At 39.2% G+C, this 23,767-nt stretch carries 17 protein-coding genes; 9 read left to right on the top strand and 8 right to left on the bottom strand.

Going from position 1 to position 23,767, the window contains the following annotated elements; translation table 11 throughout:
* Positions 1–324: 324 nt before the first annotated feature.
* The 4 genes from D2V08_RS16355 to D2V08_RS16340 all read left to right on the top strand — a co-directional run bounded on the left by D2V08_RS16355 (position 325) and on the right by D2V08_RS16340 (position 8,710).
* Positions 325–4,434, top strand: a complete 4,110-nt coding sequence (locus D2V08_RS16355) for a T9SS type B sorting domain-containing protein (RefSeq protein WP_119609489.1) — start codon at positions 325–327, stop codon at positions 4,432–4,434.
* A 47-nt stretch (positions 4,435–4,481) separates the two neighbouring features.
* Positions 4,482–5,438, top strand: a complete 957-nt coding sequence (locus D2V08_RS16350) for a PorP/SprF family type IX secretion system membrane protein (protein WP_119609487.1) — start codon at positions 4,482–4,484, stop codon at positions 5,436–5,438.
* Between the two features lie 12 nt (positions 5,439–5,450).
* On the top strand, positions 5,451–7,379 hold the full coding sequence (locus D2V08_RS16345; protein ID WP_119609485.1) for an OmpA family protein: 1,929 nt from the start codon (positions 5,451–5,453) through the stop codon (positions 7,377–7,379).
* A gap of 116 nt (positions 7,380–7,495) precedes the next feature.
* A complete protein-coding gene (locus D2V08_RS16340; RefSeq protein ID WP_119609484.1) occupies positions 7,496–8,710 on the top strand; it encodes a hypothetical protein in 1,215 nt (404 codons plus the stop codon).
* A 51-nt stretch (positions 8,711–8,761) separates the two neighbouring features.
* On the opposite strand, the gene D2V08_RS16335 is transcribed toward D2V08_RS16340, so the two are convergent.
* Genes D2V08_RS16335 through D2V08_RS16320 form a run of 4 tightly spaced genes read right to left on the bottom strand, consistent with a single transcriptional unit; the run spans position 8,762 to position 14,207 of the window.
* Positions 8,762–10,222, bottom strand: coding sequence for an oligosaccharide flippase family protein (locus D2V08_RS16335; RefSeq protein WP_119609482.1), 1,461 nt, complete (start codon positions 10,220–10,222; stop codon positions 8,762–8,764).
* Positions 10,222–11,490, bottom strand: coding sequence for a glycosyltransferase family 4 protein (locus D2V08_RS16330; RefSeq protein ID WP_119609480.1), 1,269 nt, complete (start codon positions 11,488–11,490; stop codon positions 10,222–10,224). The genes D2V08_RS16335 and D2V08_RS16330 overlap by 1 nt, the downstream gene beginning before the upstream one ends.
* Positions 11,490–13,922 carry a YfhO family protein gene (locus D2V08_RS16325; RefSeq protein WP_119609478.1) on the bottom strand — a complete coding sequence of 811 codons (2,433 nt, stop codon included), beginning with the start codon at positions 13,920–13,922 and terminating at the stop codon, positions 11,490–11,492. Before D2V08_RS16325 ends, D2V08_RS16330 begins: the two co-directional genes overlap by 1 nt.
* Before the next feature lie 24 nt (positions 13,923–13,946).
* The gene (locus D2V08_RS16320; protein WP_119609476.1) at positions 13,947–14,207 is read right to left on the bottom strand and encodes a DUF4834 family protein; all 261 of its coding nucleotides are present in this window, start codon (positions 14,205–14,207) and stop codon (positions 13,947–13,949) included.
* An 87-nt stretch (positions 14,208–14,294) separates the two neighbouring features.
* On the opposite strand from D2V08_RS16320, the gene D2V08_RS16315 reads away from it, so the two are divergent.
* The 4 genes from D2V08_RS16315 to D2V08_RS16305 all read left to right on the top strand — a co-directional run bounded on the left by D2V08_RS16315 (position 14,295) and on the right by D2V08_RS16305 (position 17,358).
* Positions 14,295–15,257: a transporter gene (locus D2V08_RS16315; protein WP_119609474.1), complete on the top strand. Its 963-nt coding sequence runs from the start codon at positions 14,295–14,297 to the stop codon at positions 15,255–15,257.
* 87 nt (positions 15,258–15,344) lie between these two features.
* Positions 15,345–16,463, top strand: a complete 1,119-nt coding sequence (locus tag D2V08_RS16310; RefSeq protein ID WP_119609472.1) for a GTP cyclohydrolase — start codon at positions 15,345–15,347, stop codon at positions 16,461–16,463.
* A gap of 160 nt (positions 16,464–16,623) precedes the next feature.
* Positions 16,624–16,800, top strand: coding sequence for a hypothetical protein (locus D2V08_RS17420; RefSeq protein WP_182835580.1), 177 nt, complete (start codon positions 16,624–16,626; stop codon positions 16,798–16,800).
* A 198-nt stretch (positions 16,801–16,998) separates the two neighbouring features.
* Positions 16,999–17,358: a RidA family protein gene (locus D2V08_RS16305; protein ID WP_119609470.1), complete on the top strand. Its 360-nt coding sequence runs from the start codon at positions 16,999–17,001 to the stop codon at positions 17,356–17,358.
* A gap of 292 nt (positions 17,359–17,650) precedes the next feature.
* Here the strand turns inward: D2V08_RS16305 and capB are convergent, their stop codons facing one another.
* The 3 genes from capB to D2V08_RS16285 all read right to left on the bottom strand — a co-directional run bounded on the left by capB (position 17,651) and on the right by D2V08_RS16285 (position 22,287).
* Positions 17,651–18,910, bottom strand: coding sequence for a cysteate-C-fatty acyltransferase (gene capB / locus D2V08_RS16295; RefSeq protein WP_119609466.1), 1,260 nt, complete (start codon positions 18,908–18,910; stop codon positions 17,651–17,653).
* Between the two features lie 126 nt (positions 18,911–19,036).
* Positions 19,037–20,077: a cysteate synthase gene (gene capA / locus D2V08_RS16290; RefSeq protein ID WP_119609464.1), complete on the bottom strand. Its 1,041-nt coding sequence runs from the start codon at positions 20,075–20,077 to the stop codon at positions 19,037–19,039.
* 71 nt (positions 20,078–20,148) lie between these two features.
* Complete coding sequence (locus D2V08_RS16285) at positions 20,149–22,287, bottom strand: S9 family peptidase (RefSeq protein ID WP_119609462.1); 2,139 nt, start codon at positions 22,285–22,287, stop codon at positions 20,149–20,151.
* 60 nt (positions 22,288–22,347) lie between these two features.
* On the opposite strand from D2V08_RS16285, the gene D2V08_RS16280 reads away from it, so the two are divergent.
* Positions 22,348–22,674, top strand: a complete 327-nt coding sequence (locus tag D2V08_RS16280) for a YbaB/EbfC family nucleoid-associated protein (protein ID WP_119609460.1) — start codon at positions 22,348–22,350, stop codon at positions 22,672–22,674.
* A gap of 64 nt (positions 22,675–22,738) precedes the next feature.
* On the opposite strand, the gene D2V08_RS16275 is transcribed toward D2V08_RS16280, so the two are convergent.
* Positions 22,739–23,764 (bottom strand): threonine aldolase family protein, encoded by a 1,026-nt coding sequence (locus D2V08_RS16275; RefSeq protein WP_119609458.1) that lies wholly within the window; start codon positions 23,762–23,764, stop codon positions 22,739–22,741.
* Positions 23,765–23,767: the final 3 nt, after the last annotated feature.

Here is a 23,767-nt window from a genome sequence, read left to right as displayed (position 1 = left end):
TTATCTCTTAAGAATAGGTGTATATTTTCCTACCTATACTTCAAACAAAAGTCAAAAACCTTACTTTTTTTCTTTCCCGATAAAATCATTCGTGAATTAATATCTACTCTACGTCAATTCTACCTGCCCTTTCATCAATTCACTCCATTATAAACTGCCATTTAGGTAGATATTTGGACCCAAAATACAATTTATATTACCAACATAAAATACTGGCTCACAGAATATTTTAATGTTGTTCATATATATTTTCAAGGATTATTTGTGTAAAAATCCTATAAACCTACAATCATTTTTCATGCAATTGGACCTAAAAAAATTAACATGAATAAAACTACCCTTTCAAACTTAATCAAGAAATCAATTTTGGGCGTCATTATGCCCATTTTTGTCTTATGTACTTTTTATCATGGCTTAGCAAGTAGCTCTGAAGACATTTTGAGTTCTGACAACAAAATTGTATCAAATAATGAGAAAGTCATTTTTTTTGAAAACAATCTGTTTGCACCAGGCATAGCGCTTATAAAAATAGGAACAGTAAGTCCAGATTGTAGTACTATCAGGTTCAACTTTCAAATAGTGAATCAGAGTACCAGTGGAGAGATTTTGGAAAATGTAGTTTTAACAGATCCAGCTTTGGGAGGTATCATAGCTGAATCCATTTCTGGAGATGTTAACAATAATTCATTATTGGAAATCGGAGAAACATGGGAGATTACATACCAATATAATATTCAGCAAATAGACATCGATAATGGTCAATTTGTGAATCAAGCCAATGTAGAAGCTGATGTGCAAGGCCAACCCGGAGTTACGGTAAGTGATCTATCCGATAACGACAGTTTCTTCGAAGATGAACCAACAGTAACCGATTTAACCTCTTGCCAAGGTGGCATTTCCTTAATTAAAACTGGCGTTGCTATTGCAGGTATCGATGCTGGACCTGGATGTAACTTGGTTTTATATTCATTTGAGGTAGCCAACCAAGGATCAACAATATTAGAGAATGTCGAACTGGATGATCCATTATTGGGTAATAATCTACCTGGACCCAACTCTGGTGATATCAACAATAATACTTTTCTAGATCCCAACGAGACTTGGTTGTATACGGCAGTTTATGTTATAACCAATACGGATATTACAAATGGTCAAGTCGTCAACCAAGCAACGGTAACTGCTGATATCCAAGGACAGCCTGGAGCAACTGTTCAAGATCTATCTGATGACGACAGTGTTTTGGAAAATGATGAAACCGTAATAGATTTATCGAGCTGTCAACCTAGAATTGCAGTGGTCAAAACCGGTGTAGCTCTTGAAGATATAGAAGCAGGTCCAGGATGTAACCTTATCCTTTACGAGTTTACGGTAACCAATGAAGGGCCAGAAATTCTAGAGAATGTGGTTCTTAACGACCCATTGCTTGGTGGCGATATTGCGGGGCCAATTTCAGGAGATGCTAACAATGATGGGTTCCTAGATCTAAATGAAGCATGGATTTATTCCGCAGCATATAATACTACACAAGATGATATCAATGCTGGACAATTTATAAACCAAGCAACCGTAACCGCAAATGTTCAAGGACTGCCAGGTGAAACCGTACAAGATCTATCGGACAATAACAGTACCTTGGAAGATGACCCAACGGTTGTAGATTTATCCTTCTGTTTGGGTGCTGACATTGGTCTAATCAAAGTAGGTGAAGTTGTTGATATTGATGGGGATGGATGCGTTGAGAGTATTCTATACAACTTTACGCTTACCAATTCGGGAACGGTGGATATTGACGAAATTGTACTGGAGGATGAACTCCTTGGCGGGGAAGTTCCAGGACCCGTAGAGGGAACCGACACTAACAATGACGGCATACTTTCCGTAGGAGAGACATGGACTTACGAAGCTATATATGCAATCACTCAAGAAGATATTGATAATGCCACAGTTATTAATCAGGCTATAGTAAACGGAAAAATAGTAGGTTCCGAAACTGCTGTGTTCGACCTTTCCCATGATGCCAATCTCGATGAAGATGGCCCCACTAGGACCCCGGTTCCAAATGATGCATGCACAGAAGGTTCGGCCGATATAGGGTTGATCAAAGTCGGTAATGTAATTGATATTGACGGTGACGGGTGCATCGATAGTATCCTATATACATTTACCCTTACCAATACTGGCGGGGCGGATATAGATGAAATAACCTTGGAGGATAATCTCTTGGGGGGTGAGGTGCCAGGTCCCATAGATGGCTCAGATATCAATAATGATGGTATCTTATCTACTGGTGAAACTTGGACCTATGAAGCTATATATGCCATAACACAACAAGATATCGATAATGCTGCTGTAATTAATCAAGCAGAAGTAAATGGCGAAATCGTTAATACTGGAATTGTGATTTCCGACCTTTCACATGATGCCAATTTAGCTGAGGATGGTCCTACACGGACACCTGTTCCAAATGATGCCTGTACTGAAGGTTCAGCTACCATGGGACTCATCAAGCAAGGCATTGTGGTAGATATAGATGGCGATGGTTGTATGGATAGTATCCTATATTCATTTACCCTTACAAATACAGGAGATGTGGATATTGATGAGATAACTTTGGAGGACGAGTTGCTCGGAGGAGAAGTACCTGGTCCTCTTGATGGTACGGATATCAACAACGATGGTATTCTATCCGTTGGAGAAACTTGGACCTATGAAGCAATTTATGCAATTACCCAAGTAGATATCGATAATGCTGCTGTTGTCAATCAAGCTAAAGTAAATGGGGAAATTGTGGATACTGAAATTTCCGTATCTGACCTTTCACACGATGCCAATTTAGATGAGGACGGTCCGACCAGAACGCCGGTACCCGATGATGCCTGTACCGATGGATCTGCAGATATGGGACTGATAAAAGTGGGCGAAGTTGTTGACATTGACGGGGATGGTTGCATCGAGAGCATACTTTATACGTTTACCCTTACAAATACAGGAGGTGTTGACATTGACGAAATTACCCTGGAGGATCAACTGCTCGATGGAGCAGTACCTGGCCCCTTGGATGGCACCGATAACGGCAACGATGGAATCCTATCCGTAGGAGAAACATGGACCTATCAAGCGATTTATGCCATAACACAGGAGGATATTGACAATACCATTGTAGTTAATCAAGCAATAGTAAACGGAGAAATAGTGAATACTGGAATTTCCGTATCAGACCTTTCACATGATATAAATCTAAATGAAGATGGTCCAACCAGAACAGAAGTGCCTAATGATGCTTGTACCGAAGGTTCTGCAAGTATAGGGTTGATCAAAGAGGGAATAGCTGTAGATGTGAATGGTGATGGCTGTATTGAGAGTATCCGATACACCTTTACCCTAACCAATCTAGGCGATACAGATTTTGATCAGGTATCTCTTGAAGACGATTTATTGGGTGGAAATATTCCAGGGCCTGCATCCGAAAGTATGGAGGAGAATGGCATCTTACAAATTGGTGAGGTCTGGACGTTCATTGCGCTCTACCCCATTACCGAACAGGATATTATCAATGGTTCTGTAATTAACCAAGCAACGGTATTCGCAGAACCTGTTGGTACAGATAATCAAGTGGCTGATTTCTCTGATAATGACAACAACTTAGAAAACGATCCTACAAGAACGCCGGTACCCAATGATGCATGTCCAGGAGATGGAGGCAACGGAACACTCTTATTTGGAATTGCAGTTATAAAAACTGGGGTAAGTATAGATAATGATTTTGATGGCTGCGATGATAGCATCGACTATAACTTTAGTGTAACCAATACAGGAAGTATTAATCTGGACAATGTAATCCTGAATGACGAACTCCTCGGGGGGGCAATAAATGGACCAGTGGAAAGTATTGAAACCGTGGATAATATTCTACAGCCAGGAGAAGAATGGATCTATACAGCAACGTACAATCTTACACAGGAAGATATTGACGGAATATTTGTAGATAACCAAGCTACAGTAACCGCAGATTTGGAGGATTCTGCAGACGCTGTTTTCGATAATTCTGATGATAATAGCTATCTAGAAAATGATATAACATCAATAAATGTATCCAGTTTATGTGAATTTTCTGGTGGAGATATTGGCTTTGAAATTTTCAATGGAATTACTCCAAATGGGGATGGTATTAATGATTTTTTCCGTATTGAGGGTATTGAAAACTACCCGGATAATAATGTTAAAATTTTAAATCGCTGGGGGGTTCAAGTCTACAGCATCAACAATTATGGCCAAGGAGGCAATCTATTCTATGGTATTTCCGAAGGAAGAGCTACACTACAAAAAGAAAGAGAACTTCCTAGCGGGACCTATTTCTACATATTAACCTTTACTGGGGAAGATAATCCTGGTAAAGAAAGTTATTCTGGATACCTCTATATCAATAGAGACTAATTCAACCAAACAGTAAACTAATCAAGAACCAAGAATTTAAAACAAAGATGATAAATCTTAAAACATATAGAAACTGTTGCCTATTCGCATTAGTGTTTCTATCCGTCATATGTACAATATCGGCACAACAGGATTCACAGTACACACAATATATGTACAATACCCAAGTCGTAAACCCCGCCTACGCTGGCAATAGGGAAGTATTAAGCTTTGGTCTATTAGGTAGAAAACAGTGGGTAAACTTGGAAGGATCACCAGAAACAGGAACTTTTACCGTAAACTCCCCTATTGGACTATATGATAATATGGGTCTTGGCCTTTCCATTGTTTATGACAAAATTGGTCCAGCAACGGAATCCAATGTAGTGGTGGACTATTCGTATTCCGTGAATCTCTCCTATTCCAAAAAACTATCCATGGGATTAAAGGCTGGTTTGGATATGTTGGATGTAGATTACAACAAATTGAACATTTTTAATCCAAATGACCCCAATTTCCAAAACAACATAGACAATAAACTACAACCCCAAATTGGCGCAGGACTATACCTTAATACTAATAAATTCTATGCCGGTATATCCGTTCCAAATTTTTTAAATACAAAACATTTTGATGAAAGCTCATTGAATAATCAAAATACCGAGAGTATTGCCATAGAGCGTTTGCATTATTACTTTATCACGGGTTATGTGTTTGATTTGAATGAACATTTGAAATTCAAACCTGCTACCTTGTTGAAATATGTTAGTGGTTCTCCCTTACAATGGGACCTTTCCGCCAACTTCTTAATCAATGAAAAATTTACCCTTGGTGCATCTTATCGTTGGAGCGCCTCCATTAGCGCCTTGGCAGGATTCCAAATATCACCAAACTTTTTTGCAGGTTTCGCCTATGATTATCAATCCACCGACATCGAAAAATATAGCGATGGCTCTTACGAAGTATTTCTTCGCTTTGACATTTTCAATAAATCGGACAGGATAGTAACCCCAAGATTCTTTTAAAAAAAAATCATCATGAAGAGAAGAATATTTATAAGTATATTTTCCGTCTTTTTATTGGTCGGAAGTATATATGCACAAGAAAATAAAGTCAAAAAAGCCAACGAGGAATTCGATAGCTACGATTATATAGATGCACGAAAAATATATTTGAGTGTAGTCAAAGATGGCTATGAATCCGCTCAAGTATTCGAGAAATTGGGAGACACCTACTATTTTAACAGTGAATATACCGAAGCGAACAAGTGGTATGAAAAACTCGTAAACAACTATCCTAATCAGGTAAAACCAGAATATTATTTCCGTTCAGCACAAACGCTTAAGAGTGTTGGTCAATATGAAAAATCCAAGGCTATGATGGAGAAATTTAAGGCATCTTCTCCTTCCAATCTAGCAAACAACCAACTTAGCAACTGGCAATCATTTGAAGACCTTACCAACTCCCAAAACGAAAAATTCAAGGTAACCAATATTACATCTGAGATGTCAGGGTCCGATTTTGGACCATCCTTTTATGGAGATAAAATCGTATTTGCCTCTTCATCCATAAATACTGAGGGCAGTAAGGTTCATGATTGGAACGGTCTCCCCTATTTAGATCTTTTTGAAGCTGAGATTGGCGAAGACGGAAATTTATCCAATGTAAAATCCTTAAAGGGCGACATCAATTCCCCCTACCATGAATCTTCCGCAGTATTTACTAAAGATGGACAAACCGTTTACTTTACTCGAAACAATTATATAGATGGCAAAAAGAAAAGAGGTAAAAAAAGATTGGTCAGTTTAAAAATATACAAAGCCACAAAAAACGATGATGGAACCTGGAATAATGTACAGGAACTGCCTTTCAACGATGATTCCTATTCTGTTGCACATCCCGCTTTGAATCAAGAGGAAACACGTTTGTATTTCTCTTCAAATATGGAAGGTACCATTGGCCTATCAGATATTTGGTATGTAGACATTCATAAAAATGGCTCCTATGGAACACCTATAAACATGGGCAGCGAAATCAATACCGAGGAGCGAGAAACTTTTCCTTTCATAAGCGATAATAACACTTTGTTCTTTTCAAGTGATGGCCACGTGGGTCTCGGTGGATTGGATATATTTAAAGTTTCGGACAATGATTTGGATCATAAGGAAATAATTAATCTGGGACTGCCAATCAATTCAAATCAAGATGATTTTGGGTTTATTGTAAAAGAGCAAGAAAAAATAGGATACTTATCCTCCAATAGAGATGGTAATAATGGTAGTAGCTCGGATGATATCTATCTAATAACTGAAAACTGTAACCTTGTTATCTATGGTGCTATTACCGACTCTAATACAGGGAATCCTTTGGATGGCTCACTTGTATATTTAATAGATGAAAACAACGAAGTAATTTCTCAACAAGTCACAAATGCCAATGGTAATTATGAGTTTGAGAAAAATATTAATTGTGAAAACCAATATATAGTAAGGGCATCCAATGATGAGAAAGAGTATGAACCGCAAGAACAATTGGTGATGACTCCAGAAGGTTCTATGATGCTACAGGTAGACCTTGCCCTTACTCCACCCGATTGTCCTGTAAACGATTTGGGCTGTAGATTGGACCTTCAACCTATATACTTTGATTTTGATAAACACAACATCCGACCTGATGCAGAAGTGGAATTGGCCAAAATATTACAGGCAATGAAGCAATATCCACAATTGAACATCCATATAGAATCCCATACCGATTCCAGAGGTAATGACGAGTACAATATGCAACTATCCGAAAGAAGGGCCAAGTCAACACTTGAATGGCTGGTGGATAAGGGTATTGACCGAAAAAGATTATCCTCCAAAGGATATGGAGAATCGCAGCTCATCAATAACTGTTCTAATGGTGTAAATTGTTCAGAAGAAGCACACCAATTAAACCGAAGATCCATGTTTATCATTAAATAAACATTTCTTTTTAGTTTTTTTATACTAATAATCAGCGTGTTATATTTTTTGGCACGCTGATTGCTTATTACAGGGTGGATGTAAATAGTTGCATCTAGAACTTAAAACCTTGTAGTATGAAAAAGTTAGTACTCATTATAGCAGCCGTTCTTTTTGGAATACCGAGTATCCAAGCAGAAACAACCAGCACAGTGGCTACAGCCACCAATTACCGATATGGAAATTCTTTCATTTTTGTGGAAGATGGAGTAACCTTCTCGGTTTATCCAGATGGTGAGTTCGATTTCTACATAGACAACAGGGTAAATGTAGGCGTTGGAGCCAGAATAGGAAACGTTGGAATCACCTTTAACTCAGGATATAATTACAATCCATTTGTTCAGTACGATGATTATGGTGCTGTGATTCAAGTAGAGAACACTCCTATTTATTATGATTACTACGGACGTGTTTCACAAATTGGAAACGTAGATGTCTGGTATAACAATGGTAGAGTTCGTAGAGTCGGAGGATTGAACATTTACTATAATGGAGGTGTTTTCAGTCACTACACGGGATATATCAATATTTACAATAGAAGATATGTGTACAGACCTTTCCATAGATATTTTGCAAGACCTGCAGTAGGATTCTGTAATGTGTATGCAAGACCATATAGAAGGTATTATAGACCTATTAGATACACGTACTATGCACCCTACCGTTATAACACAAGACGTGCTTATGCAAGATTAGGTAGAGTTTATAGAGATGATAATAGATATAGAAGAGACAAAATCTATAGAAATGACAGAAGAGTTGCTGTACGTAACACTAATAACAGAAGAGCGGATTATGGCAGAAGCAATAAAAGAATAGCACAAAATTCTTCTAGAAAAGGAAGAGCTGTATCAAACCGCTCGGGTAATAATGTGAGCAGACAGAAAGTAGCTTCAAGAGATTCAAGAAGTAATAATTATAGGAAGTCAAATAATGTATCAAGATCTGGAAGAACAATGGCTTCCAACAACAAAGGAAATCGTGCGGTTACCAGTAGAAGCACGAATTCCAGAAAAGTAACCTCTAGTACAAACGGAAGAACCGTAAAACGTTCGGCTAAAAGTACATACAGAAAACCGAAGACCACATCGAGAACACCAAGTAGGTCTGTGGTAAGTAGAGGAAACTCTTCTTCAAGGAAAGCCGTTTCCAGAAGCTCTAGACCAAGTGTTAAAAAAAGTTCTGTGAGTAGAAAAACTACTTCTAGGCCAAGTGTGAGCAGAAGCTCTGGCAACAGAAAGAGTAGTGCTAGAACAAGCAGCTCAAGAGGTGCTTCCAGAAGAAATAATTAAATAGTTTTTTTTAGGTTGGTTAGTTGTTTACCCCGTAGTTGAATTTATTCGCTACGGGGTATTTTTTTTGAGCCATTTAGACAAGAAGCCAGTCACATCCTCAGAAATATTGAAGCGGTACAGAATCCCCACGTACATGACAACGATGAGCAATGACTTTAAGCCAATATTGATGATGGGATGAAATTGAAACTGCAACAAATCAAACAGTACGGCCAACATTATTAGCGTAGCAAATACCTTAAAAGTAGCCGAAGAAAAAGGTAAAATCCCAAACTTCATCCTAACAAAAATCAGCTTCACCAGATTGAAAATGAAAATAGAAACAAAACTAGCCAAAGCAGCCCCTTCCAACCCTAATTTCGGAATCAATAAATAATTAAGGAGAATTGTCAGTGCAGCCAAACAAACTCCAAATACCAATACGGTTCGGTAATACTTTGAATTGTATAAAATGGAATTGATGTTCCCCAACAGCGAATCCATCACCTTGGCCAAACCAATCAAGAATACTATGGTAAAACCATTTCTATAATTTTCGGGAAGCATCAAATACAAATCGTTTAGATTAAGGATAATGAGCACAAACAATATTCCCGAGGCAATAAATAACGTCAAAGAAGTCTTTTTGTACAATTTATACAGGCCAGCATCATTATTGGTGTTCAACAGTTCCGCAGTTAATGGATAGGTAATCTGATGCATTGCACGGGACGGTACAATAATTACTGTAGCAATATAGACCGACACCCCATAATAAGCCACGTTCTCAATACTGATAAACTGATTCAACATCACCTTGTCTATTTCCAATAAAATAAGGGCTGCGGAGCCTCCTAAAATGATGAGGAAGGAATAGGAAAGGATTTCTTTAGTATGAGGCGGAAAGTTAAAATCGAATTTGGGCATCCTTAGACTGAATGCATAAATTTTTATGATAACGGTCCGCAACAGATATAGCCCTACCAAACATTTAAAGAAAATGTCCAACGTAATTACATCAAAATAAAAAAGTAAAAGTAGAATAGAAACCCCTATCCTCGCAAAAACTTCTTTCATAAAATTCCCAAAAACGGACTTTAAATGAATCTTGGTCCAAGAATAGAATACTTCAAAATAGCCCATCGCCAAGCCCACAAAAAATACATACCAGAGGTAATCCTTCACCATAGGATTTACTTGGGACACCCAATCGCCGATGGGGTTATACCAAATCAGTCCCACTAATGTCATGGGTAGTATTCCCAGCAATGGAATCAATAGCATTAGCGTGAAAAATCCATCTTTTTCAGAATCTTGATGGTTACTATAATATTTCACCATAGTGTTGTGAACTCCAAAGGCCATCAAAGGCATTAGAATAGCCCCCGAAGCCAATATAAAAGTAACAAGACCATAATATTGATCAGGAAGAATCTTGGTGTAAAGAAACAATGTATTGATTGCTCCAAAAAAGAAACCCAAATACGTTACCGCTGTATTTTGTATGGATTGTTTAAGAACAACGCCCATTAGATAAATTTAGCCAAAGATTCTGTTAATGCTTTTCTGTGGTACTGCTTCACCCCTTCGGAATTACAAACCAAGGTGCCTTTTTCATAGTGATGAAACGCTTCCAAAAGTACATTTTTTAATGCCGGAATATTATCATGCAAACAGGTATTTCCTGCTTTGTGCTGCTCCACCATCGCTCCCGCTTCCCATCCTTTGGGTCCAATCGCCAAAATGGGACGCTTGGCATTCAAGTATTCAAATAATTTACCGGGGATAATGCCTTTTGTCTCTTCGGAATCAATCTCCAACAACAAAAGCAACTGAGATTTCTGTTGGATTTCCAAAACTCTATCGTGGGACAGATAGCCCAACTGCTTTACATAATCCGTAAGTCCATAGTCTTTGATTGATTGCAGCACCTCTTCCCCTACTACACCAGCCAATTGGATTTTAATCGCATTCTTAAAAGCGTGGTTTTCAGAAATCAATTCTTGCAAAGCCTGCCAAAATCCTAAAGGATTCCTTCCTGTCAGCAACGAGCCAATATGAGAAATCGTAAACTTAGAATCCAATTTAACAGTTGGTAAATCATCATCAAAACCATTGGTAATCACCTTTATTGGTTTTGGAGTGATGGCTTCAAACTCTGTTTTGGTGGTATTGCTGGTAACTACAATCTTATCCGCCCTAAGAAGCACTCCTTTTTCCAAAGCTTTGTGTTTTAGTCTGGCATATTCGGTCAACCTTAGCTTTTTGTGGTAACCTATGGATGTCCAAGGATCCCGGAAATCGGCAATCCAATCAATGTTGTATTTCTTTTTAAGGCCGAGACCTATCAAATGTAAACTGTGGGGTGGCCCTGTGGTGATGATGGTTTCGATACCCTCGTCTGCAATCACCTTTGCCAAATACGAAATGGAAGGTTTAACCCATAGTTTTCGGGCATCGGGGATAAATAGGTTTCCACGAATCCACAACAGCACTTTTTCTATAAATGATGGGTCTTTCTCCTTGATAATCCCCGAACTAATGGTTTTGGTTTTCTTTTTGGAAAGCAGCGAAGCCCAGCCATAAGGTTCTCTAATCGGTTGCTTTACTATTTTGATGGAATCCGGTACTTCCCGAACAAATTTTTCATCTACAATAGGATAGCTCGGATTTTCAGGAACATACACAATGGGTTCAATACCAAATTCAGGGAGATATTTTACAAACTTGAGCCAACGCTGTACCCCTGGTCCCCCTGCTGGAGGCCAATAGTACGCTATGACCAAGATTTTTCGCATTAGGATGTTTCCTTTTTTCTAGAGAACAGGGTGAAGCCCAATCCACCAATAATCATTAACCCTAAGAGAATATTGGCAGCCAAGGTTATTTGGCTTCCTGTTTCCACCACTTCGGGCTCAAACTTGAACTCAATTTCATGTTGTCCAGCAGGAACCTTCATACCACGCAAAGCATAGTCCACTTTGTAATGTTCTTGTGGTTCGCCATCGATAAAAACATTCCAACCGGATGGATAGTGCATTTCGGAGAACACCGCAAAACCATCATTGGGGTTTTGGGAGCTGTATTTTAAATAATCGGGACGGTAATCCACTAAATCAATGCTCGCCACGGAATCCACCGAATACCGAAGCTTGGTCAATTCGGGATATTCTTGGGTATTCACCACCGCCTGTGTTTTTGAATTAAAGTCTTTTAATTTCAGGATTTCCTCATTGGCTGAAGAAACTGGCAACAATTGATTTACAAACCAAGCGTTCCCATTGGCATCAGGATTTACCCCAGGGAAACTGTTCCCTTCCTCATCTTGTTGAATAATGTACTTTACATTCAACATGTTCAACACCTGCAGGTTGTTCCGATACAAATGGTATTCGAATAAATTTTGAAGCGCTCTAGGCTTAGCGGCATGGTACCCACCAATGGATTTATGGAAGTACGAAGTCCGTGCCCCGTTTATTCCCTCTTGAGGGGCAAAAACTCGGTATATGGAATCGTCCTGCATAATCATTTGGTCAAGCTGATTGGCTTGAAATGGTTGATTTACCTGACGCTGACGAACAAAATCATTCTCGTTCACATACCTGAGGTCCACGCCTACCAAATCAAAGAGGATAAGCGCGCCCAAGGCAAAGACCAAAATATTCTTATTGATTTTATCTTTGATAAAGAACCATAATGCCGCAGCCGCCAAAGCCACATAAATTAACGAACGAATGGTGTCGCTGATGTAAACTGCTTCACGGTCACGTTGGATCATGGTCATCAGTTCATCGCCAAAATACCCGCGATAGGTTTCATCCCGGAGGCCTTCAAAATCAAAGAACCCTTTCAGCAAGAAAATAAAGATGCCAAGTCCTACGGAAACAAAGAAGCTTAGCTTTAACGCTTTGAGCTTTTCTTTTTGTTCTACAGATGACTTAAACAATTCGCGTATTCCTAAAATTCCAAGCACCGGTAAACAGAGCTCCAAAACCACTTGAATGGAGGATACGGCCCTGAATTTGTTGTACATCGGAAAGTAATCAATCATAAAATTGGTGAGCAGCGGAAAGTTTTTGCCCCACGAAAGCAAGAGCGATAAAACAGCGCCTGACAACAACCACCATTTCTTTTTGCCATCGATCAGAAATGCACCTAGCAGAAACAAAAAGAAAACAATAGCACCTACGTAGGCAGGAGCCGCCACAATCGGCTGGTCTCCCCAATACAGAGGCAAACTGCTTGAAAACTCTATAGCCTTGGTCGGTGTTAATCCTTGATTGGTTAAATATTCATATGCTTTGGAATCCTTGCCTAAATCTTCACCGCCCGAACCACCGAACAAACGTGGCGCAAACAGGTTCAACGATTCGGCGATTCCGTAGCTGTATTGGGTAATGTAATCATAGTCCAAACCTGTGGAAACCGCTTTATCACTTCCATCAGGGTTTACGGTGATTTCCGATTTTCCACGAGTACTCCAATCAGCGTACTCCTTAGTCGCCATTAAGCTTGTGGCATTGGTAAAAATGGACAGCACTACGGCCAAAATCAAAATTCCGACCGAAGCAAAAAAGTGTTTCAGTTCTTTTTCCTTAATGGCATAAATCAGGTACACCAAGCCCATCACTAGTACCAAAAGCATAAAATAATATGTCATTTGGTAGTGGTTGGCGCTAATTTCCAGCGCCATCGCCAAAGCGGTCAGTATAAATCCTAAAATGTATTTTTTTCGAAAAACGAGCACTATCCCTCCCAAAACCATCGGGATATAGCCCAAAGCGTGTGCTTTAGCGTTGTGTCCCACCCCAAGAATAATAATCAGGTAGGTGGAGAACCCGAAGGCCAACGCTCCCAACGCGGCCAACCGAAAATCAACCTTAAGGCATAGCAATAGTATATAAAACCCTATAAAATAGAGAAAAAGATAATCTGCAGGTCTGGGTAAAAACCGAATCAAACGGTCCAATTCCTTTACATAGTTATGCGGATAATTGGCCCCTAATTGATAGGTAGGCATTCCACCAAAAGCGCTGTTGGTCCAATACGATTCCTCGCCTGTAACATCCTTATAAGAATCGCGTTCATGAGCCATTCCCTTGTACTGGGCAATGTCCGACTGATAAATGGCTTTTCCTTGCAAAACTGGGTAAAAGTAGACCAACGAAGCAAGGATAAACAAACCGATAACACTAATATGGGTGATAATGGCTTTTGGAGAAAGATTCATGGATAGGTTTTGATTCCGCAAATATTAATCAATTTCCTCAAAATCTATGTATTCTCCAACTTTTTTTGAGGGATTGGATTTTCGGAACGGTTTTTTGGTAATTGTGGTCTCCCCTTCCTTCTTTTGTGCGTTATCAAAATCTTGAGGGTTTCCGAACTGTTGCCCAAAACGCTCGCTTGTTTTTTTAACTGCATAATTCAAGAGCTTCGGCGCCAACCACTTCAAAAGTAATTTGAGGCCGTAGTATACTAATATGACAATTAAAATCGTTTGTAATAAAACCATATAACCTTAGTTATTGTATCAAATTTACACTGTTAGTCCCGTAAACTCATCAAACGTATCTTAAAATAGTATTAAAAACCCAGTTATATGGACATTTCCATGATCAAAAAGTTATTATTTCTTTTCGTTCTAACCCCAACATTTATTTTAGCCCAATATACCGATGTTATTAATTCCAACCGACCTGGACGTGCGGCCAGTGCCTACGCGGTGGGCAAAAATGTGGTACAGGCCGAAATTGGAATGTTGTACGAACAGCAGGACAATGCCGATTTAAACTCGGACTCCAACATTTTTGGAGCCGATTATGCTTTTAGATACGGTTTACTTTTTGAAGAATTGGAAGTTATTGCCGAAGGTTCCTTTATTACACAAAACATTACGTATCCCGATTTAGGAATTGAGGGCAAACTGACCAATTTTTCCAGAAACCGAGTCGGTTTAAAATATTTGTTTTTTGATCCCTATAAGGACCCTGAGCGAAGCAAGCCGAACTTATACAGTTGGAGAGCCAACAATGTATTCCAATGGAAAAATTTGATACCTGCCATCTCCGTATATGGAGGAGCCAATTTTGTTCTTGGAGATAATCCATTTTACCCTGGTGAACCCACCATCTCCTACCGAGGGGGCATCCAAACACAAAGTAGACTCTCCCCTAGGTTTGTTTTGATTTCCAACATAGCCTACGACCGGATTACCACTGATTTTCCAGAATGGCGCTATGCCCTATCCGTTACCCATGCTTTTCGTGATCCACGATGGAGCGTTTTCTTTGAAGGTCAGGGAATTTCTGGTGACCGCTATTCCGACATCATTCTACGAACCGGTGTGGCACGCTTGATCAATCCGAATTTTCAGGCAGATTTTCATTTAGGCTCCGGGTTTAAAAACGACCCATCCCGTATTTTTGTGGTGCTTGGCTTTTCTTACCGTTTGGATTTTCATAAGGATGAACTTATCCCCATCAATGAGCAACAATCGGGCATGAACGGAAAAATTAAAAAGAACGCCAACAAGCGTAAATCAAAAAAACGGAAAAAAAATTAAGGTACACGAGGAGATTTTTATCTTTTAGTCAAACTTCATTTTTCTACTGCAAGTAATATTCCTAATATTGGGCATTAATTTGCAACTATGGTTTCCGTTAAACAAGTTCAGTCCAAATCCGACCTTAAGCGTTTCGTAAAATTCCCTTTTTCGCTCTATAAAGATTCCCCGTATTGGGTGCCTCCCATCATCAAAGATGAAATGGCTTCTTTTGACAAGGATGAAAACCCCGTTTTTAAAACAGCAGAGGCGCAATTCTTTTTGGCCTACAAGGACGGTAAAATCGTGGGGCGCGTGGCTGCCATTATCAATTGGTTGGAAGTTAAAGAACAAGGCCTAAAAAAAATGCGTTTTGGTTGGTTCGATTTTGTAGACGATCTTGAAGTATCCAAAGCCTTGTTGGACAAAGTCCAAGAAATAGGTATGGAAAACCAATTGGAATATATGGAAGGTCCTGTGGGCTTTTCCAATTTAGACAAAGTAGGTGTACTTATCGAGGGTTTTGATCATATTGGAAGTATGATAACTTGGTACAATCACCCCTATTACCAGTCACATTACGAAAAACATAGTTTCACCAAGGAAAAGGAATACCTTGAAAGTAAATTTCCAGCTGCCAATGCAGATCCAAAATTGTTTGCCAAGGCGAACTTGTTGATCAAAAAACGCTATGGTCTCCGAGAAATGAATTTTGAAAAGAGTGCTGACATTATGCCTTGGGTGGATAAAATGTTCGACCTCTTTAATGAGTCCTATGCCAAGCTATCTTCTTTTGTAAAGATAACCGATATCCAAAAAGAATATTTCAAGAAAAAATATATCAGTTTTATAAATCCGGAGTACATCAAATTTGTAGTGGATTCGGATGATAATTTGGTGGCTTTTGCCATTGTTATGCCTTCTTTTTCAGAAGCATTACAAAAAGCAAAAGGCAAATTGTTCCCATTTGGAATTTTCCATTTGCTTAATGCCCGAAAAAATAGCAAGGATGCCATTTTCTACTTGATCGGTATTCATCCAAAATATCAAAACAAAGGGGTGACCTCCATTATTTTTAACGAGTTCCACCATACCTTTAAAAAACGTGGGGTGGTCAATTGTATTAGAACTCCCGAACTAGAGGATAATCTTGCCATACATCAAATGTGGAAGCATTTTGACCCCAAGGTTATAAAGCGTAGGCGCACTTATGTAAAGAGTTTATGAATACTAAAGGGTTGAAGTTTACCTGTTGTTCAAAACCAAACATGCTCACCCGTGTTTAAATAAGCAATCATCATATATCTAAATATATAATTCTTGCCATTCCTTATTTATTTACTGATTTTCATTAATTTACTTCAAATAATCCAGAAAATTATTCAAAATGGCAGAGAATAAAGATGACAAAAGTACATGGGCAATTGGAGGAGGTATCCTTTTGGGACTTGGCGTAGGTTTCTTTTTTCTTGGTTCTGGCGCCGTTTTGGCATTTGTAGGCTCCATGATTGCCGGGCTGGGCATTGGGCTTATCATTACTTCCATCCTATCCAGTAGAAAATAACTTTCTTTTCAAATATACCGCCTTGTTCATCCAATAAAACCGCCATAACTATTTTTAACAAATACCATTATGAAAAAACCAATCAACCTCATGAGCAAATTATTCTTAATTATAATAGCACTCTGCTCGCTCACTTTTACTTCTATAAGTTGTAAACAGCAGTAGAAAGAAGAATCCAAAGAAGTTGAAGATGAAATTATGGTTGAAGCAGAACAACCTGAATATTTTTTGCTGCGACCAGAAATCGAAACAGCTTATGGATACTCGCATGCCGTAAAAATTGGTAACGACATCAAAATTTCTGGAGCTGTAAGTATGGATGATGAAGGTAATCCTATAGCTTTAGGTGATTTAGCTCAACAAATAAAAAATTGTTATATGGATTTGGAAAAAATACTGACTCATTTTGGGTGCACGTTTGATGATGTAGTGGTCGAAAATATTTTCACCACCGATATGCCTACTTTCCTAGAGCATTCTGTATATCGAAATGAAATCTATACCAAACAATTCCCAACAGGTTCATGGTTAGGTGTTAAAGAATTGGCTTTGCCATAGTTAATGATAGAAATTGAATTGGAAGTCCATAAATTGGAATAAACCTGCTCTGTACTTGTCCAATTCGAATTTTGAGAGTAGACATATTCATGGACATCCAAATCAAATCGTCTTTAGGGAATATATTAGTGATATTCTGAATAAGGCAGAAGATACGAGATTCCAAATAGCATCGAAACTACAAAAAGATGGTGTACAACATTGATTGTGTCATTGTTCATGCAATAATTGCATAAGATGCCAATAAAGCTTTTTAACTATCCCTTTACCAAAAAATAATTAATGTTTTGTTCTACTCTCCCATTGCCGCAGCCACAGCAGCAGACAATCTTTTATAGGTGCCGTTTTCCAATCGTTCCCTAATTGCGGAGAATGCATCCAAAGTTTCAGCAATATCCTCCATAGTATGTGTTGCCGTCGGAATTAAACGTAGTAGTATCAATCCTTTCGGGATTACAGGATATACTACAATGGAACAGAAAATTCCGTGATTTTCGCGTAAATCCTTTACCAAGGCCATTGCTTCGGGAATACTACCATTCAAATAAACAGGCGTTACACAACTCGTTGTGGTTCCTATATCAAAACCTCTTTCCTTTAGTCCATTTTGAAGCGCGTCCACGTTCTCCCAAAGCTTAGCTTTAAGTTCGGGCATGGTGCGTAGCATATCAAGTCGCTTAAGTGCTCCTTTTACGTATACCATCGGCAAAGACTTGGCGAACATTTGAGAACGGAGGTTGTACTTCAAATATTCGATAATTTCTTTATCAGCAGCTACAAATGCTCCAATACCTGCCATTGATTTGGCAAAAGTGGCCAAATACACATCAATTTCGTCTTGCACGCCTTGCTCCTCTCCTGCTCCTGCACCTGTTTTACCAAGTGTTCCAAATCCGTGAGCATCATCTACCAAAAGTCTAAACTGGAATTTCTTTTTAAGGTCTACGATTTCTTTCAAGATTCCTTGCTCTCCACGCATACCAAAAACACCCTCGGAAATCACTAATATTCCTCCTCCAGTTTCATTGGCCAGTTTAGTGGCGCGCTCCAAGTTTTTTTCCAAACTTTCGGGGTCGTTGTGCTTAAAGGTAAAACGTTTACCCATGTGCAGGCGAACACCGTCGATAATACAGGCATGACAATCTACGTCGTAAACAATAATATCATCTTTTGCTACCAAAGCGTCTATTACGGACATAAATCCTTGGTATCCAAAATTTAATAAATAAGCGGCATCTTTATTAACGAACTCTGCCAGTTCGTTCTGTAATTGTTCGTGGAAATCGGTGTGACCACTCATCATTCGAGCTCCCATTGGATAGGCAGCTCCGTGCTCCAATGCGGCTTCTCCATCCACTTTTTTGATTTCAGGTAGGTTGGCGAGCCCAAGATAGTCATTGATACTCCACGTTATTACGTCTTTCCCTTGAAACTTCATTCTGTTGGAAATAGGTCCTTCCAGTTTTGGAAAAACAAAATAACCCTCAGCTTGTGAGGCCCATTTTCCTAAAGGCCCTTTGTTCTCAATGATTCTATCGAATAAATCTCTCATCTACCTTAAATTTAATTCAAATGCAAAAGTATAGATTTTTATGAACCTTGCATAACGAAATATGTACATAAAAAAAAAACGACAATGAAAAACATTGCCGTTCTTGAGGTGTTATAGGGTATTGGTTTATTTAATATAATTGATTTCTTCAGGTACTTCAGCATCCTGAATGTCGAAAAAGCCTTGGTTTTCCATCCATTCGTTGCTGTATACTTTACTCATGTACCTTGAACCGTGGTCTGGGAATACCACAACAACATTACTATCTTCTGTAAACTCCCCTTCCGTGTTCAATTGATACAATGCCTGAGTAGCTGCACCACTGGTGTAACCAGCAAAAATACCTTCGGTATGGGCCAATTTACGAGCCATATGGGCACTTTCGCCATCAGTTACTTTGATATATCTGTCGATACTATTGAAATCGGTAGCGTCTGGGATTAAGTTTTTACCTAATCCTTCAATTCGGTATGGATATACCTCATTGTGATCAAACTCTCCGGTTTCGTGATATTTTTTCAATACAGAACCATAAGCATCAACACCCAATACTTTAATGTTTGGGTTTTGCTCTTTAAGATAACGAGCAATACCTGATATAGTTCCTCCTGTTCCACTACAAGCTACCAAATGGGTAATCTGACCATTGGTCTGCTCCCAGATTTCTGGTCCGGTACTGGAATAGTGAGCATCAATATTGAGCTCGTTAAAATATTGGTTGATGTAAATGGAGTTAGGTGTTTCGCTATGCAATTGTTTGGCCACTTCATAATAAGAACGTGGGTCATCTGCACTGACATGGGCCGGACAAACATAAACTTTGGCTCCCATGGAACGTAACATATCTATCTTGTCTGGGGATGATTTTGAACTTACAGCCAAAATACATTTGTATCCCTTAACAATACTCACCATGGCAAGGCTAAAGCCTGTATTGCCAGATGTGGTCTCAATAATGGTACTACCCGGCTTAAGAATACCTTTACGCTCGGCTTCCTCAATAATATGAATTGCAATTCTGTCTTTTGAGGAATGTCCAGGGTTAAAGCATTCCAGTTTAGCATAGAAATTTCCAGTAAGTGGGGCGGTAATTCTGTTTAGCTCAACTAAGGGGGTATTTCCAATTAGGTCTAGGATATTGCTGTGCGCATTTATCTGTTTCTTCATAACTGGTATTAGGTAGGAAAATTTCTTACGCAAATAAGAAAATTATTCCGTGCAAATGTAACATTTTATTTTTAAAAAGCTTTTCCTTCAAGGTCTAAAATGAAGGCATATTCCTTTGCTGTTTCCTTTAAAGCCTCAAATCTGCCCGACGCTCCTCCGTGTCCCGCATCCATGTTGGTATCCAAAAACAATAGGTTATCATCGGTTTTATACTCCCTCAACTTTGCCACCCACTTAGCGGGTTCCCAGTATTGCACTTGAGAATCGTGCAAGCCTGTGGACACGTACATATTGGGGTATTCCATGGCTTCAACATTGTCGTAAGGGGAATAGGATTTAATGTAATCGTAATATTTCTTTTCGTTTGGATTCCCCCATTCATCATATTCTCCGGTGGTCAACGGAATGGTGTCATCCAGCATGGTAGTGACCACATCTACAAAGGGTACTCCCGCAATAACTCCATGATACAGTTCTGGTGCCATGTTAATGACGGCTCCCATCAAAAGACCTCCCGCAGAACCGCCCATGGCATATAAATGCTCTGGACTGGTATATTTTTCATCAATCAAATATTGAGAAATGTCGATGAAATCGGTGAACGTATTTTTCTTTTTGAACAATTTACCATCTTCATACCAAGGTCTACCCAAATATTCACCTCCTCGAACATGGGCAATGGCGTATATAAATCCTCTATCCAACAAACTCAATCGTATAGATGAAAAATAAGGGTCGATGGTGGCACCGTAAGAACCGTATCCGTATTGCAACAACGGACTGGTTCCATCCAAAGGAGTGTCTTTGTGGTAGATTACTGAAATTGGTACTTTTTTACCATCCCTGGCTGTGGCCCATAGACGTTCGGTCTTGTAATTGTTCTTGTCAAACTTACCTCCTAAAACTTCTTGCTCCTTCTTTATGGTTTTAGTCTTGGTCTCCATATCAAAATCGATAATAGCGAATGGAGATCCCATTTCGTTGTAATAGTAACGAAGAACCTTAGTTTCAAAATCAAGGTTAACGGAGGGTCCTGCAACATAGGTTTCACTATCAAAAGGCAAATAATAACTATCGGAACCGTCCCATTTGGCAATCTTCATCTGGTTGAGACCATTATTACGTTCTGTAACCACATAATAATCCCTAAAAATCTCTACATCTTCCAATAAAACATCTTCTTGATGCGGAATAAACTCCTCCCAATGTTCAGATGATGTATTGTTCTCATCAGTTTTCATCAACTTAAAGTTGGTTGCACCGTCTTTATTTGTCAAAACATAAAAATCACCTTCAAAATGAGAGATGCCATATTCTACTCCTTTTTCTCGCGGAGAAAATACTTTAAACTCTCCATCGGAATCATCCGCATTCAAAATTCTATATTCAGATGTCAATGTGCTGCCAGAACCGATTACGATATATTTTCTGGATTTTGTCTTGTAAACAAAGGTGTTATAGGTAGAATCTTTTTCATGAAAAATCAATTCATCATCTTCCGAAGAAGTTCCCAGAACATGCTTAAAAATTTTATCGGAACGTAAGGTAACCGGGTCTTTTTTGGAGTAGAACAGCGTTTTGTTATCGTTGGTCCAAACAGAGCTCCCTGTAGTATTTTCAATAATATCAGGATAGATTTCTCCTGATTTCAAGTTTTTTACCTGAATATTATACTGCCTTCTAGAAATGGTATCCGTTCCAAAGGAAGCCATAGTATTATCTGGACTGATAGAAACACCACGCAAGTTAAAAAACTCATGGTCTTTGGCCATTTCGTTGCAATCAAACAACAATTCATCCTCGGCATCCAAGCTTTCCTTCTTTCTGGAATAAATAGGATACTCCTTACCCTCCTCATATCGGGTGATATACCAATATCCATCCAATTTATAGGGAACAGAGGAGTCATCTTCCTTGATCCTTCCTTTCATTTCCTTAAAAAGCTCCTCTTGAAACTTTTTGGTATGGGCGGTCATTTTTTGATAGTACTCGTTCTCGGCATTCAAATAATCAAGGACTTGCTGGTCCTCCCTATTGTTCATCCAATAATAATCATCGATTCTAACATCACCGTGCTTCTCGAGTTGGGTCGGATGTTTGGGTGCTACCGGGGGAGCTATACTCATGGATTCGTCTTTGTTGTTTTTGCAAGCGGTCGCAAAAATAAGGCATAAAACCAGAATATGAGTTCTTGAAATAGTTTGTTTCATGGGTCAGTGTTTTAACCAAATTACTACTTTTGACAATACACTTGTTAAATAAAGAAAATTATGTTTGGAGATCTTATGGGAATGATGGGTAAAATTAAAGAAACCCAAAAGAAAGTGGAAGCCACAAAGGAGCGTTTAAATACCGTGATGATTGATGAAGAGTCTACCGACGGATTCTTGAAAGTGACACTTACCGCTAACCGCGAAATAAAGTCTATTTCCATTGATGATTCGCTATTGGAAGATAAAGAGCAATTGGAAGATTATCTAGTACTGACACTGAACAAGGCCATTGAAAAAGCGAGCAAAGTAAATGAAGCTGAATTAGCAGCCGTGGCCAAAGAGGGCATGCCGAACATTCCTGGAATGGATGCATTTATGAAATAATAAATGTCAGGTCGAGCGCAGTCGAGACCCCTAATACACTTCTCGACTCCGCTCGAAGTGACAATCATCCTATACTTTTCAAGACTTTTAAGAAATGCTGGTGCATGCCATCGGTATAATCCAAATGGGTGACGATGCGCAATTTTCCTTGTCCCATCCCAATGATGGATACTTGATTTTTGGTCAATTGCTCCAAAAATGCCTCAGATGACAATTTGGATTCATCAATTTCAAAAATGATGATATTGGTCTCAATCGGCTCCACTTTTTTAATGAAATCCAAAGATTGGAGCACCTCCCCTATTTCGTCCGCTTTTTTGTGATCTTCCGCCAATCGTTCTACATTATTTTCAAAGGCGTAGATGCCTGCTGCAGCCAAATATCCCGATTGACGCATACCGCCTCCAAAAATTTTACGGATGCGCAAGGCTTTGTCAATATCATCTTTACTTCCAACCAAAACGGAACCCACAGGGCATCCCATACCTTTACTTAAACATACGCTGATGGTATCAAACAACTTTCCGTAAGCTTTTGGGTCCTCCCCCTTTTTTACCAAAGCGTTCCAAAGTCGGGCACCATCCAAATGATATTTTAGATTGTGCTCGTCACAGACTTTTCGGATTTTTTTCAATTCCTCAAAATCCCAACAGGCTCCCCCTCCTTTGTTCGTAGTGTTTTCTATACAAACCAATGAGGTTAATGGGCTATGGTAAAAATCGGGTGGGTTGATGGATGCTTCGACCTGTTCGGCCGTCATCATTCCGCGGTCACCGTCGACCAATTTACAAGACACCCCACTGTTGAAGCTAACTCCTCCCCCTTCGTAATTGTAGACGTGTGCATATTTATCACAAATCAACTGGTCTCCAGGTTGGGTGTGGATTTTTATCGCAGTTTGGTTGGTCATGGTGCCACTGGGGAAAAACAGTGCTGCTTCCATGCCAAAATATTCAGCTACCTTGGATTCTAATTCGTTTACAGTAGGGTCGTTTTTAAAAACATCGTCCCCTACTTTAGCATTCATCATGGCCTCCAACATTCCTGCTGAAGGCCTTGTGACGGTGTCACTTATTAAGTTTATTTCCATAAA

The organism is Flagellimonas lutimaris, from assembly GCF_003581615.1.
Taxonomy (GTDB): domain Bacteria; phylum Bacteroidota; class Bacteroidia; order Flavobacteriales; family Flavobacteriaceae; genus Flagellimonas; species Flagellimonas lutimaris.
This window is presented reverse-complemented; position numbering and strand designations above follow the sequence as displayed.